Source organism: Caballeronia sp. LZ019, assembly GCF_031450825.1.
GTDB lineage: Bacteria > Pseudomonadota > Gammaproteobacteria > Burkholderiales > Burkholderiaceae > Caballeronia.
The window spans coordinates 541,192-555,364 of record NZ_JARTVZ010000005.1 but is presented as its reverse complement, the minus strand read 5'-3'; the positions used below and the strand labels follow the sequence as shown (position 1 = coordinate 555,364).

The following is a 14,173-nucleotide window of genomic DNA, read 5'->3' as shown; positions in this document are numbered from 1 at the left end:
CAATCGGGGCAGGAGTTTCAAGAGAGAGTGGCTTTGGACGATCTAGCTATTCATGTTCGCAATCTGAGCAAGCGCTACGAACTGTACGCGAAGCCCCAGCATCGTCTGCTGCAGATGCTGTTTCGCGGCCGCAAGCAGTTCTTCGGCGAGTTCTGGCCGTTGCGGGATATTTCGTTCGACGTGAAGAAGGGCGAGGCGGTCGGCATCGTCGGGCGCAACGGCGCGGGCAAATCGACGCTCTTGCAACTCATCGCCGGCGTGCTTCAACCGACGCAGGGCGACGTGTCCGTGCATGGCCGGGTCGCGGCGCTGCTCGAACTGGGCAGCGGCTTCAATCCCGAATTCACGGGACGCGAGAACGCCTATTTGAACGGGTCCATCCTCGGTCTGACGCGCGCGGAAATGGATGCCGCGATGCCCGAGATCATCCGGTTCGCGGCGATCGGCGAGTTCTTCGATCAGCCGGTGAAGCACTATTCCAGCGGCATGATGGTCCGCGTCGCGTTCGCCGTGCAGGTTCAGTTGAATCCCGACGTGCTGATCGTGGACGAGGCGCTCGCCGTCGGCGACGCGCTGTTCCAGAAGCGCTGCTACCAGCGGATTCGCGAACTGCGCGACCGCGGCGTTGCCATTCTGTTCGTGTCGCACGATATCGAATCGGTCAGAACCTTCACCGATCGCGCCATTCTGCTCGACAAAGGCAGGCTCGCGGTCGTCGGTCCTTCGTCGGAAGTCGTGCTCGCCTATCGCAAGCTGCTTCACGACGAGGAGAACCGCGCGAAGCAGAGCGAGATCGACGAGCACAAGGCGGCGACGAAGGCAAAAGCCGCCGCCGAAGCGACGCAGCCTGCCCCGGTTCCGGCGCTTGCCGGGACGCAGTCCGCCGATGCCGCGTCGGCTGCATCGGCTGCATCGGCTGCGTCGGCTGCATCGGCGATCAGCACGGCCGCCGAAAAGGTGATGGACGAACCGCACGAACAGAACAAGTTCGAATTCGGCACGCTCGAAGCGATGATCACGGACGTCACCGTGCTCGACGAGAAAGGCGAATCGTCGTCGACTTTCTATACCGGCGACACGATCAAGGTGATGGTCAGGTTCCAGATTCGCGAGGACATGGACAAGCTGTACGTCAACCTGCGCATTCGGAACAAGGAAGGCATCAAGATGTACTCATGGGGTACGTTCAACCAGGACGCCGAAATGTTGGCGGCAGGGCGCGACGGCTTCATTTTCTGGAACCGGAAGTTTCGCGCGGGCGAGGAGCACACCGTCGTGTTCACCATGGACGGCTGCGCGCTCGGCGAGAATTTCTACGAAGTGCAGGCCTCCCTGATCCATCAGCAATCGATGAACTTCTCCGATCAAGCCATCCTGCACTGGATCGACGAAGCCGCGTTCTTCATGGTCCGCGCGCGCGTGGACACCCATTTTTTCGGCGGCGTGTGCGACCTGCATATGCGTGCCGAACTGCAATCGAATGCGGGCAGCAGCAGTGCTAAGCCCGGCGCCGAGGCATCGCGCGCCTGAGCGCGCCCATGAACGGTCCGGGCCGCGCGGAGGTCCGGACACATCTCTACTTCCGCGTTGCAGAACGTGAAGCGAACGTATGTCTGAAGAGTTACTGGCCTTTCTCCGTCAATGCCTGATCTGTTTCGGGCATTGCCGGGTCCTGTATGTGGGCGACGGATTGCCCGGGGCGCTGCGTGCGCTGCTGGACGCCGGCTGCGATGCATACGGCCTCGCACTCGACGAAGACGAAGCGCGCGATGCAGCACCGCAGTTCCCGCCCGGCCGTGTGCTTCGCGCGAATGATGCCGGCGCATTGCCGGAAGGTGTGTCGGCCGACCAGTTCGATGCACTGATCGTCGCCCGATCCGCTGTCGCGCATTCCGAGGCGAGCGAAGGCAGCGAAGAAAGCGACGCGCGCGATCTTGCGGCGACACGCCTGCTCGCGCAGCCTTTCCGGCAAATCGCAATGCTCGGCCCGGCGCACAAGGCCGCCGGTGACGTCAACCGTATTGCGTATCGCCGGCATGCGCGCACAAAAGCGGCGTGGTGGTCGCAGCCGTTGCCACCGGCGAGCAATCGCGCGTCCGTGTTCTTCGAGCGCATGCCCTCGGGCGTCGTGGACGAACAGGAAATCGCGCCGCCGCAGGACATTCTCGCGCAGGCGAACTCCGCGTGGCCGACCGCTTTCGGCGATACCGTCGAGGCATGCGCATTCGTCCGTATCGGCGATATCGTGCTTGTGCTAGATTCGAGCGTGGGCAGCGGAGCGCGTGTCGTCGCGCAAAACAGCGCCGCGCGCGCTGTCGTCGGATTGGAGCCGGGCGAGGCGAGCCTCGCATACGCGCGCTCCCGCTATGGCGTCAACGAACACGTGTCCTTCTTCGCAGACGCCGCTTCCCGGCCTGATTGCGCTGCGTCGGTCGATGTCCTGATGGCGCTCGATGCAACAGCCTTTCCCGCTGATGTGTTGCATGGCGAGATAGCGCGCGTTCGTCCGGGCGGACGCGTGATATTCGGCGTATCGCGTGCGCAAGCCGAGGCCCTGGAACAGGAAGGCGGCGCGTCGCCGCGCGCCTGGCTGCATCGCGTGTGCGGGCCGCAGGCGGAGGGCTTGCTCGCGGAGCGCGCGTTCGTGTCGTCGGCGTTGCGGGGCGGCGATCCGGGTCGTACATGGACCGAGGCGGGCTTCGACGAGCCCGCGAATATCGACGGCACGCTCATCGTCATCGCAATGCGCGACCCGCTCGCCGGCCGCGCGTCGGACTACGTCGAAACGACGTTCGCAACCGTCGACGCGCCGGATTTCCACGTGCTCGCCGATAACCGGGCCATGGAGAACCCGTGGCTGTTCAAGAGCATGATCGCGATCGGCATGCGCCTCACGAACAACGAGTCGCTCGACGCGCTGAATGCACAGGTCATGGCAAGCTCGCCTCGCGGCAGCGCGGATTTCGGCGCGGCGCTGTGCGGCCACGCGTACCGCGTGCTCGGCCATGCGAGGTCGGAGCAGGAGATGCGCGCTTGTCTCACCGACATTCGCGAGTACGTCGCGGCAGCCGGCGGATCGGCGCATCAGTTGCGATGGAAGGTATCGTTGAGCTTCGTCGCCGCGCGGCTCGCGCAGCGGCTCGGCGATCTCGCGGCTGCCGAAGACTGGGCGCTCCGCTGCGCGGCAATGAACCCGATGCCCTTCAGCCCGCTGCTCGGCACGAAAGTCGTAGGGGCGCTGGATCTGGCTGCCACCTTCGCGCTCGTCCGGGGCGACCGGCAAGCCGCCCGCGAGCGGCTCAAGCAGGGCGTTGAGACGGTGCGCCGTCTTTTGTCGGGCGACTGGCTCAATATTCTCGGCAACATCGAGAAGCCGCTCAGTTTCGGCTTGCCCGAAGTATCGCAACTTGCCGAAGCCGGTGCGCGCTGTGCCTATCTGCTGAACCATCTCGACGACGCCGATTCGCGTCCCGGATTCGTATGGCACGAGCATCGCGGCTACTACGAGCGCATTCTCGACGAGAGAAACACGAGGGTGAACCTGCTGACGGCCGGACACGCGGTGCTCGCGAATAACGCGGTTCGCCTCGAAGCGGAGGTGAGCCGGCGCGAAGCCGAGCGCCTGCGGCTCGAAGCGACGATCGCGGAAAGCATCGCCGAACGTCAACGGCTCGAAGGCGTGATCGGCGAACTGAACGAGAATCGGCAGAGACTCGAGGCGCTCGTCGGCGAAATTAACAGTGACCGCGCGCGGCTCGATCAGGCGGTCGCGCAGAAAGAACAAGAGCGGATAAGACTCACGGAGATGGTGGAGACCCTGAGCGAGCAGCAGGCGGCGCTCACTCGGGAAAAAACCGGCGCCAATACTGTCGTCAGCCATCTGGCGCACGAGCAACCGAGAGGACTTACCTTGAGCAGAACCTGGAATGCGATAAAGCGCAGGCTCAACCGCGTTGCGGGAAGGCACGCCGCAGCGGCGGAAGAAGGGCTGCCCGCGATCGCTCCCGGAGCCCGGCGCACGCCAGGCGCGCCGGTCTCGATCGACGACATTGTCGCGCCGTGGCTGGCCTCGTCCGGACTCGGCGCGCATCCGTGGCGATGCACGGACCGCGCGGCGCGGCAACTGGGCGTGCAAGCGGCCGAGCGGCTCGCGGCGAGCGACGCCGACGCGCGTCTCGTGATCGTGTCCGCGCCGGAACTGAAAACGTCGCCGCGCGATGAAACACGACTCGTCGTCGCGCTCTTCGACGACACCGACGACGCTTATGCGCTGCGCAACGAGGTCTATGACAAGGTCGATCTCTGCATTGCGCTCGGCCCGCGCGTGTACGAACGACTTGCGCTGTTGCATCCGTTGGTCGCGCGAGCCGACGGCGCCGCGCTCGACGTGGCCCGCCGCTTCGCCAGCGCCGCCGGTGGCGAAGCGCTCCGCGTGCCCGTATTCGCGAGCGACTTGCAGGGCGCTCCGGTGGTGCTGCTGCAGGTGGACAGTTTCATGGTCGGCGGTCTGGAGCGCGTGGTGTTCGATCTGCTCGACACGCTCGCTGCCGCCGGATTCCGGCCGATGCTCGGCGTGACCGGCGACATCGCGCCCGAAGCGGAAGCCGAACTGAAAGCGCGCCGCTTTGCTTACGTGAGGCTGCCGTCGCATCCCAAGGCGCTGCGCCGGCTCTTGAAAGAGCACGAAGTGGCGCTCGTCAATGCGCATTATTCGCTGACGCTCGCGGAAGTTTGCGCGTCGCTCGGCATTCCGTTCGTGCAGACCGTCCACAACATGTACCAGTGGCTCGACGAGCCGAACAAGCAGAAGTGGCGTCAGGCCGACCAGATCACCGACTGCTACGTCTGCGTGTCGGCCAACGTCGCCATGTTCGCGGACTCGAACCTGCGCCTTGCGGCCGAACGCATGCTCGTGATTCCGAACGGCTGTGACTCCGCGGGCCGGGTGCCGCTCGCGACGCCCGAGCGCGACCCCGAACTCCGCGCCGAACTCGGCGTGCCGCAAGACAGCCCGGTGTTCGTCAATGTCGCGTCGATCAATCCGGTGAAGGGACAGGGCTTGCTGATCGAGGCGTTCGCCATCGCGCATGCCGCGCGTCCGGACATTCGCCTCGTCATACTCGGCAAGCACGCCGACGCGAGCTACGCGCAGCGCCTGCGCGAGAAGATCGAGCGACACGGCTTGCAGGATGCGGTGCTGATGCCCGGCTACCGGTCCGACGTGCATCGCTTCGTCGATCTCGCGCGGGCGGTTGTCATGCCGTCGTTCACCGAGGGCTGGAGCCTCGCGATCTCCGAAGCGGTGCAGCGCCATGCGCCGGTCATCGCGACGAACGTCGGCGGAGCGCGCGAGCAACTCGTCGATGAAGCCAGCACGGTGATCGACGCCTATCGCACCGACTGGGCGAGCCTCGACGGTCCGCAGTTCTACGCGGCGATCGCCAATGAGGACACGTTGCACGCCGTGCGCGATCAACTGGCCGCGGCGCTTCTCGCGCATGCGGACCGGCCGCTGCGCACCGCGCGCGACGCGTTGCAGCGGTCATACACGTCGATGACGCCGGCGCAGGCCTACGAACGGCACGCGGAAGTCTTCAAGGCCTTGCTGTACCGCAAGTCGGCGACTCCGATACGTTACGCGTCGTACCGGCCGCAGCGCCAGAGCCGCTATCTGTCGAACGTCTGAGGCGGACTGTTTCGCGCAACACGTCGATAGCGGCGCACACAAGATGACAGGTATGCAGGCGGAGCCCTTTGTCCCCGAGGTCTCGCGCCTGCTCGATGACGAGCGCGCCTACCGGGCGATGTCGGCGCGAGAAAACCCGTTCGGCGAGGGAACCGCAGGCCAGCAGGTCGTTCCGGTGCTGCGCGCTTGCCCGACCGGTGAGCGCAACCGCCCGATTACGAGCGGCTCTTGCCCGGCCGATACACCCACAGTCTCGCGCTCGCGAAGTTGACGAACATGCCGGCGACAGAACCGATCGCGACCGCGACAAGCGGTCCCGTTCCTGAATGCGGCAGCATCTTCATCGCGAGCACATAGGCGCCGTAGTTGCACACGCCGCCGAACATCATCGCGAGCAGGTATTCGTACCATTCGCGCCACGCTGAATGCCGGTGCCCCGTCGTGAACGTAAAGCGGCGATTGATCCGCCATGTCACGAACGCCGCGCAAAGAAACGAGATCAGCCGGCCGATATATGGTCCCGTGCCGAGCGCGAGCATCGCGTACAGCGCGCCGGAATCGACCAGAAAGCCGATTGCCCCGGCTATCGCAAAGCGGATGAACTGACGCATCTCAGCGCGGCTGCCGGCCCACGGCGGGCACCGACAGATAGGCGAAATGCTTGGCCTCGTTGCGCCCGCGCGTGACCGTGTCCAGAACGATCCCGCAAGTCAGCAGAATGGCGCCGAAGATCATGAGACCGCTGCTGAGAATCACCGTGGGCACGCGCGGGACCAGGCCCGTTTCGAAGAAAGTTTCGAACACCGGAATGGCCATGCCGACGGAGAGCAACGCGCACAAGAAAAAGCCAGTCGAGAAGAAGGCGAGCGGCTTCTCGGTCTTGAACAGCTTGAGGATGGTCATCAAAATCCGGAAGCCGTCGCGGTACGTATTGAGCTTGCTTTCCGAGCCCTCCAGACGCGACTTGTAACTGGTTTCCCGTTCAGCCACCGGCATTCTCAGGCTCAGCGCGTGAACCGCCAGTTCGGTTTCGATTTCGAAGCCTGCGGAGTGAGCCGGGAAACTTTTCGCGTAGCGGCGCGAGAAAACGCGATAACCCGAAAGCATGTCGCGAAAGGTCTTGCCGAAAATGGTGGCGGCACAGCGCGTGAGCAGGACGTTGCCAAAGCGATGGCCCAGCCGATAGGCGGTTTCTTCATCGCTCAGACGCGAGCCCACGACCATGTCGAGGTGTTTCTCGACCAGCAGTTCGACGAGCGCGGGCGCGGCGAACGCGTCATAGGTCGCGTCGCCGTCGACCATGACATAAACGTCGGCTTCGACATCGGCGAACATTCTGCGCACCACGTTGCCCTTCCCCTGAAGCGGCACCGCGATCACTTCCGCGCCCGCCTCACGCGCCACGCGAGCGGTGTGGTCCGACGAATTGTTGTCGAATGCGTAGATCTCGGCCGTCGGAAGGCTCTGCCTGAAGTCACGTACCACGGTCGCGATGGCGGCTTGCTCGTTATAGCAAGGAATGACGACCGCGATGCGCGGGAAATGTTTTTCGCCTATGTCCATTCGCGGGATTATTGCATACCGCACACGCGATTATTGCGGCTGCCGGTGACTGCGCGCCGCGAAAGAAGTGAACGCGATTGCGAACAGAATCCAGCCGATCACGAACGCGGCCCACGCCCAGCCGATGAACGGCGGCGCGAATTCGAAGCGGATGGTCGAGCGTCCGGCCGGCAGTGCGATGCGCTGGAATATCTCGCCGGTCTGCGCGATCGGCGTTGCTTCGCCGTTCACGGTCGCGCGCCAGCCTCGCATGAAGAGTTCGAGGCGCGTCACGGACGAGGCGGCGGTGCAGTCGGCTTCGACGCTGTTGCGTGTGTCGGCGACCAGAGTGCATCCCGGCGCGCTGAAATAAGGCGCGGGATTCGCGAGTTCGAAGACGCGCATGACCTTGTCGCTGAAGACCTCTCGCAACGCCGGTTGCGGCGTTTCATCGACGTAGTGCGCGAGCGACGCGAACGCTGGCTGACCGGGCGATTCCTTCGGCGCGAGCACATAGCGGACGCCGACGCGCCGGTAGGCATCGAGATTGGCGATCAACTGATCGGCGGCCGATGGCCCCGCAGAATCCTGACGGCTGCTGCCGGTGAAGAGAATGGGCGGCGCATTGCTGTCGAGATGGCGCTCGACGTAGTCGGTCCAGATGCGCGGAATGGGCAGGTCGTTGTGATTGATCGAAGCGATGCCGAAATACGCGCCGTAGTTCGGCTGCACAGGCCCCAGCGTCACGAATCGCTGAAAGCCGAGGTTTGCTTGAAGGTAATGCACGCCGTCGAGCGCGACGGCGCCGCGCGACGGCGTGCTGAGCGTCGGAATCGCGAAGCAGACGACGGCCTCCAGCACGAGCAGCGCGGCAAGCGCGCGGCGCCGGGTCTCGCCGGAGCGGGAGCGCCACGCGAGCGCGGCCATCGCCAGCAAAACGACGGCGAGGAAGATCGCATTGCCGAGCGCGAGCCGGCCATGAAGACTCAAGCCATGCCGATGCGTCGTCCAGATCGCGGCGATGACCGCGAGGGCGACGAGCGCGACGGCGATTCTGAGCGCGCGCGATGCTCCGTCGCGGGAAAGATCAGTGAGCGCGAACGCGGCGAGCACGCACAGGCTGAACTCCCACGACGGCGGAAGATAGCGAAAGTAAGCCGCGAGCTTCAATCCCGGGACGATCTTCACGATCAGCCCCGAACCCGGAAAGCCGTACGAGATGCCGATGGTCACCAGCACCCAGACCACGAGCATGATTCGCAAGCCGCGAAAGGTTCGGCCCGCAGCCCCGGCGAGCGCGAGCGCGACCAGTGCGCAACCGGCGTAGCCGCCGACGGCGCCCCAGAAACCCGCATGTTCGGAAAGCTGAAAGATCGCGCCGAACGCATAGGGCGCGAGCAGGCCGACGAGGAAGCCGGGGCTCAGATGAACGGACTCGAACCCGGTGCCTTCGTGTCCGCCCGTGTTGGCGAGCGGCAGAAAATCGAAGAAGGGAACGAGAACGGGCGCGCTGATCGCGAGCGCGGCGATTCCGCCGATCACCACGCGCCGCAGAAAGAGCCAGCGCTCCGCGTAGGGCAGGGCAGCGGTTCGCACCAGCGTCCAGGCGAGGATCAGCAGGCCATTCAGATAGGCGACCTCGGGAAAACCGGCGTAGAGCGAGGCGGCGAGGCCGATCGTCAGGAATGCGTGGCCACCGGCTTTCGCGCGCGCGACGCGCTCACGCAGGATCTCGATGCCGAGCAGCGTGAGGGGTAGGAAGGGAATCGGATTGATGACCGCGTTCGCGAGCCACGCGAACGTGCCGTTGAATTCGAAGGCGAGCGCGGCGGCGACGGCCGCGAGCTTCGAACAGCCGATCCTGCGCAGCAGTTGCCACGTGGCGACGCCCGAGATGACTTGCAGCGCGATATGCATGTACAACTGGCCGCTTTTCAGCACCAGCAGCCAGGTCAGCGGAAAGAGCGCTGCAGCCTGCATCTCCCCGACGAGCGGCGTGCCCACGCCCTCGAAATGATTCCACCACGGAATGTGCCCGCTCAGGACATCGAGCGCGGCGCGGTGACCCAGCGCGTGGCTCGTGAACGCGATGTTCGGGTCGATGGTGGGAAACGGCGGGAAGCCGCCGAGCGGGCCTGCGCGCAGGCCGTCTGCGAGGCCGGCGTAGAGCAGCGTCGGATCGGCGAGAAGCAGGTCGAATAGCTGCGGCGCGCGCACGAGAACGGGGGCGAGCACCAGCACGCCGACGCATAGCAATGTGTATTTGAGACGGTCGGCGGATTCGTCGATGTTGGTGCTGGGCATGGTTGACGCAGTCGGGATGTTTCGGGGCAGGCGATCCTAGCATTCCGACAGGCGAGCGGGGCTACTTTGGCATCGTGATCCCGGTGACGGTGAGCGTCGAGCTTCGCTGACCGATGGTCACGCGCACCACGTCGGAAGCGGAGCATTCGCGGTCGGTGTAATAGAAGAATCGACGTTTATGGTTGTCGCCATAGTCGACGAGCCAGAATGCGTTGCCATGTCCGAGGAAGGTCCAGAACGGCGCGATGCTGGCGTTGTCCGACGGCCTGTCCGGGGCGAAGCAGAACGTCGTGTCCTTGTTGATGGGGACGTTCTTGATCGCCTGTTGGGCATCGCGAATGCCCGCTCCGTACGGAGACAGCATGAAGTTGTCACGCGTCGGCGCGCCGTTCTCCAGAGAATAAAACATGAGACACACGGTCAGCGCCGACAGCACCCAGGTTCTTCGTTCCCGGGCGAGAAAGACGGGCGCGGCGAAGTTGCTGAACAGCATGAGCGCCAGCATGAGATAAGGGATCGCCAGATAGCCGAGCGTGCGCTGCGCGCCGAGAAAGAAGAGCATGCCGAAGGCAGTGGCGAAACCACCGGCGAGCGGAAGAGTGAGCATGTAGTTCCGTCTCACGTTGGCGAGCGTCAACGCCAGAATCGCGGCGAACAATAGCCGATACCAGGAGCCGATCATTCCTTCGCGCAGGAGGCCGTCATAAAAGCGCGCGCGCGCAATGGAGTGACTCAGTGACAGGTCGAGTTTGTAGTGAACGTTCGCGCTGTGCGAGATGGCGAGTGACCACGCAAGCGTGCACGCGATCAACAGGACGATGACCGTGACGAGCGGGACGAAGCGCTTCACGGGTGCACGGCAATGACGCAGAGCGACGTGAATACCGACGAAGACCAGCGCGAAGAGGGACGATACGTTCGAAAACATCGCCAGGACATAGATCAGCACGGCGCGCACGATACGGGGATTGCCCGCGTTGATTCCGCGTACGGTCGAGAAGATGAACCAGAACGAGAACAGGTGGGCAATGGTGTGTTGCGAATTCGAAATCCACGACGCATGCGGCACGGTCGCCGGCATGTAGAAGTAGATCATGGCGGCAACCGCGGCTATCCACGGATCGAGGTCGAATTCGCGCAGCGTGCGGTAGATCAGCACGCAGACGCCGGCGATCACCACGAGGTTGAGGTAGAAATAGTTGCTGCTGTCCCAGCCCAGCAGATGTGATGTCAAAAAGAAATAGAGGTCCCGCGTGACGGGCCGACCGAAGTTGACCGCTGGGTCGAACAGTTCGGACAGGTTGAGCGTCGAGTAGTGCGGCCAGAATTCGAAGTCGTCTTGAAAGAAGTAAGAGCGGCTGATGATGGTGACGTAAGCCGCGAGGACTAGCACGCAAATGCCGGCACTTGCATAGCAAAGCGATTTTCTGAATCTGTCGAACAGTGACGTGTATCCCAACTCCTATCTCCTTCCGCAGTGGCGCGTGCCCGAGCGTTTGTTTCGCGGCGTCATCCAGAATCAATGCGACCATTCGCCCGTTTGCACGCTCCGCGTCACGCTCTATTGAGCGCGCTGGACAAGGTGCGGGCGCTTCTGTCACAGTGATTAGTTTAGCAAGCGCCCAAGGGAATGTACGATGGCGTGAGTTTCCTTCAAAACGCGCGAGACCGCCACCATACAGACATGCAAACGAAAGGGCGAATCGATTCTCTTGACGGCCTGCGCGGATGGGCCGCGTTGGTGGTCGTTTTCTACCATCTGCTGCCTGCGTTCCTGATCCCCGAGGCGAAGCAGCCGAAGTGGATCATCTTTCCGACCGACGGTGCGCTCGCCGTCTATGTATTCTTCGTCGTCTCCGGATTCTCACTCGCCATCGGCTATGTGCGAACAGGGGATAGGCGCGTGCTGTTGACGCTCGCGGTGCGGCGCTATCTCAGGTTGAGCATTCCCGTTCTCGTGTCCTGCTTCCTGACTTACCTGATGATGTCGGCGAACCTGAATAACGCACCGCATGCGGCGCAGCTACTGGGCCGAACCAATTGGCCGGCGAAGTCGTTCCAATTCCAGGAGTCGCTGCGGGGCGTGTTCGAATTCGCGGCTTTCGGCGTGTACTTCGATTACGTTCCCGCGCTTAGCTACAATCCCGTGCTGTGGACGATGAGCGTCGAAATGGCGGGCAGCTTCATCGTATTCGCATTGCTCGCGTTGCTCGGGACCTCGCGACTCAGATGGCCTCTGTTCGCGGCTCTGTGGCTCGCCTTCTCGGTTGTGCAAAGTCCTTTTTCGGCATTCATTGCGGGCGTCGCCATGGCGGAGATGCATGACAGCCCGTTCATGATCCGCGTCCGCATGACGAAATGGTCCGTGTTCGGCGGCATGGCAATCGTGGTTTGCGTTGCATATGTGGCGACTTTCCATCGCTACCTCTACGCACACACAACAGCCCTTTCCGTTTTAGGGGCAGCCCTGGTCATGGCGTTTTGCACGAGCGAGCGGCTAGCCGAATGGTTGTCCACACGCGTCTCGCGATTCATGGGTGCAATATCGTTTCCGCTGTATCTCACGCACATACCGGTTATTTGTACGGTCGGCGCGATGCTATGGCTGCATCTGCGCGACGATGAAGTGAAAGCCATCGTTGTCACGACCGCGGTCGTCGTTCCGCTCTGCCTTGCGCTTGCGTGGTTGTTTTCGCCGGTCGAGCGCTTCGCCGTTTCATCCAGCAGACGTTTCTCTCGCGCCGTGCTTTCTCGAACAATCTCTGGACGAGCACCGTGATTTTCTTCGAGCGCGCGCAGTGACTGTGGCGCGATCACCTTTGCATCATCAACCGGACTAGAAATGCAGGTAGCGTTGCTTTACACGTTGTTCGCCGCCATCGCCACAGCCGCCAACATCGGCGCGCAGGATCTCACCGCGCGCCTCTACAGCGGCCCGGGGCACATCGTGTTGTCGGTGTTCATGGGCACGGGCGTCGGCCTCGTCGTCAAATACGTGCTCGACAAGAAGTGGATCTTCCGCTTCAAGGCGGAGAACGCGCGTCACGACGCGACCATGTTCACGCTCTACGTGACAATGGGGCTCGTCACGACCGCGATCTTCTGGGGCGTGGAGTTCGCTTTCAACCACATCTTCGGCACGGCCGCGATGCGCTATGTGGGTGCCTGCATCGGACTCGCCATCGGCTATGTCATCAAGTACCGCCTCGACGAGCGCTACGTCTTCCGAACTTTCGCCTGAAGCGACGCGCGTCTGCACACGCGGCGGAAGGCGCGATCAGCGGGCAGGCGTCACCGTCGTATGCCAGGGTCCACCGGGGGCTGCCTGGATGAGATACGTGCCGTTGGGTTGAAGCGTTATCTGCGAGGGCATCGAAGGCGCTCGGAAGCGCGTCGCGCCGTTAGCGAACAGCAGCACGAGAAGCGCGACTGCCGCATAACGCGATCGCCTCGACGGAGCCTTCGCGGCGGCGATTGCAAGGGCCCAGATACCCAGCACGAAAGGCATGAACGTGTATCTGGCGACGCCATCGTAAAACCATTGCACCGGGACCGTGGGGGCGTCGTTTCTCACTACGCCGAGCATCCAGAGGACCACGGCCGTGCCCAGCAAGACGATATTGACCGCACGCCAACGTCGCGCGGGTGACAGCACGCAGGCCAGGACCAGAACTGTGGTAACCAGGGCCGCGTACATCATGGGATGACTCGTTTTAGGAAGAACTTGCGGGATGAAGAAAAGCTCCATCACGAAGTTCGCGAGAAGCGCCTCCATCCACGCGTAGTGAATGTATTCCGCGAACGGATGCCGCGGGTGGCGGTCGTTCGCAAATGCATAGATCGCCAGTTGTGCGAGTCCCGCCAGAAGTACGAGCACGAACGGCGCGACGCGTCGGAGGCCGTCCGTGCGTCGGAACGCCACGATGGCGCCAACGGCCGAGAGAGGAACGAGGATGGCGCTGAAAGGTCCGGTGAGAGACAGAACAATGAAGATGGCGCATCGCGCAGGCAGATAGTCGTTACGCTCACGTCCCAGCGTGTCCAGCAACATAGCCATCAGTAATGGTCCCAGCGTCCACTGCAGATTCGTGAGATTCAGCCAGCTTTCTCCGGTGTGCGGCAATAGAACCGGCGCTAACGCGATCACGAATGCGGCGAGGCGCGGGACATATCGATTGGCTATGACGTAAAGATAGCTGCAGACGAGTGCCGTGACGACCGCGCACGACCACGCGAGAACGACTGCGATTGCCAGCGGATCTCGGGAGAAGGTGCGGTAGGCAAAGACGATCAGTCGCGGGACGACGTGAAGGTATCCCGCGTACGGCATCAGAATGGAATGTGCTCCGAGCTTGTATGCCTGGCCGATGAACACGGTGGCGTCTTCGGCCCAAAGATAGCCTTGCTGCAGCCTCTCCGGCATTCTGAAGAGCAGCACAACGACGGCAATGACGAACGTCAGCACGACGTCGTACGCAAGCGAGTGAGGCGTGCGTTCGCTCTCGCTCGTCGCCGCGCTACGGTTTTCATCCGAGAATTTTTCCATCGCTTTCACCGGCATGGGTGTCGGGTCCGCCATGAATGACGCGCTCGGCACGAACGGGATCTTGCGCTTCTCGGCGGAGAAGATACGTCACGGCG

Annotated in this window: 9 protein-coding genes; 4 read left to right on the top strand and 5 right to left on the bottom strand. The window is 63.1% G+C overall.

Annotated features, from left to right (window positions below; genetic code table 11):
- The first annotated feature begins 33 nt into the window (after nucleotides 1-33).
- Together P9255_RS15915 and P9255_RS15910 are read left to right on the top strand one after the other, a co-directional pair.
- Nucleotides 34-1,530 carry an ABC transporter ATP-binding protein gene (locus tag P9255_RS15915; RefSeq protein ID WP_404980361.1) on the top strand — a complete coding sequence of 499 codons (1,497 nt, stop codon included), beginning with the start codon at nucleotides 34-36 and terminating at the stop codon, nucleotides 1,528-1,530.
- 79 nt (nucleotides 1,531-1,609) lie between these two features.
- Nucleotides 1,610-5,686, top strand: coding sequence for a glycosyltransferase (locus P9255_RS15910; RefSeq protein WP_309790018.1), 4,077 nt, complete (start codon nucleotides 1,610-1,612; stop codon nucleotides 5,684-5,686).
- Nucleotides 5,687-5,901: 215 nt separating this feature from the next.
- On the opposite strand, the gene P9255_RS15905 is transcribed toward P9255_RS15910, so the two are convergent.
- The 4 genes from P9255_RS15905 to P9255_RS15890 all read right to left on the bottom strand — a co-directional run bounded on the left by P9255_RS15905 (nucleotide 5,902) and on the right by P9255_RS15890 (nucleotide 10,925).
- Nucleotides 5,902-6,297: a GtrA family protein gene (locus P9255_RS15905; protein ID WP_309764212.1), complete on the bottom strand. Its 396-nt coding sequence runs from the start codon at nucleotides 6,295-6,297 to the stop codon at nucleotides 5,902-5,904.
- A gap of 1 nt (nucleotide 6,298) precedes the next feature.
- Entirely contained in the window at nucleotides 6,299-7,249 is a 951-nt protein-coding gene (locus P9255_RS15900) for a glycosyltransferase family 2 protein (RefSeq protein ID WP_309764213.1), read from the bottom strand.
- A gap of 30 nt (nucleotides 7,250-7,279) precedes the next feature.
- Complete coding sequence (locus P9255_RS15895) at nucleotides 7,280-9,532, bottom strand: hypothetical protein (protein ID WP_309790017.1); 2,253 nt, start codon at nucleotides 9,530-9,532, stop codon at nucleotides 7,280-7,282.
- Between the two features lie 61 nt (nucleotides 9,533-9,593).
- On the bottom strand, nucleotides 9,594-10,925 hold the full coding sequence (locus P9255_RS15890; protein ID WP_309790016.1) for a hypothetical protein: 1,332 nt from the start codon (nucleotides 10,923-10,925) through the stop codon (nucleotides 9,594-9,596).
- A gap of 291 nt (nucleotides 10,926-11,216) precedes the next feature.
- On the opposite strand from P9255_RS15890, the gene P9255_RS15885 reads away from it, so the two are divergent.
- Together P9255_RS15885 and P9255_RS15880 are read left to right on the top strand one after the other, a co-directional pair.
- Entirely contained in the window at nucleotides 11,217-12,311 is a 1,095-nt protein-coding gene (locus P9255_RS15885; protein ID WP_309764217.1) for an acyltransferase, read from the top strand.
- A gap of 63 nt (nucleotides 12,312-12,374) precedes the next feature.
- Nucleotides 12,375-12,773, top strand: coding sequence for a GtrA family protein (locus P9255_RS15880; protein ID WP_309764218.1), 399 nt, complete (start codon nucleotides 12,375-12,377; stop codon nucleotides 12,771-12,773).
- Between the two features lie 36 nt (nucleotides 12,774-12,809).
- On the opposite strand, the gene P9255_RS15875 is transcribed toward P9255_RS15880, so the two are convergent.
- Entirely contained in the window at nucleotides 12,810-14,111 is a 1,302-nt protein-coding gene (locus P9255_RS15875; RefSeq protein ID WP_309764219.1) for a hypothetical protein, read from the bottom strand.
- Between the last annotated feature and the right edge of the window lie 62 nt (nucleotides 14,112-14,173).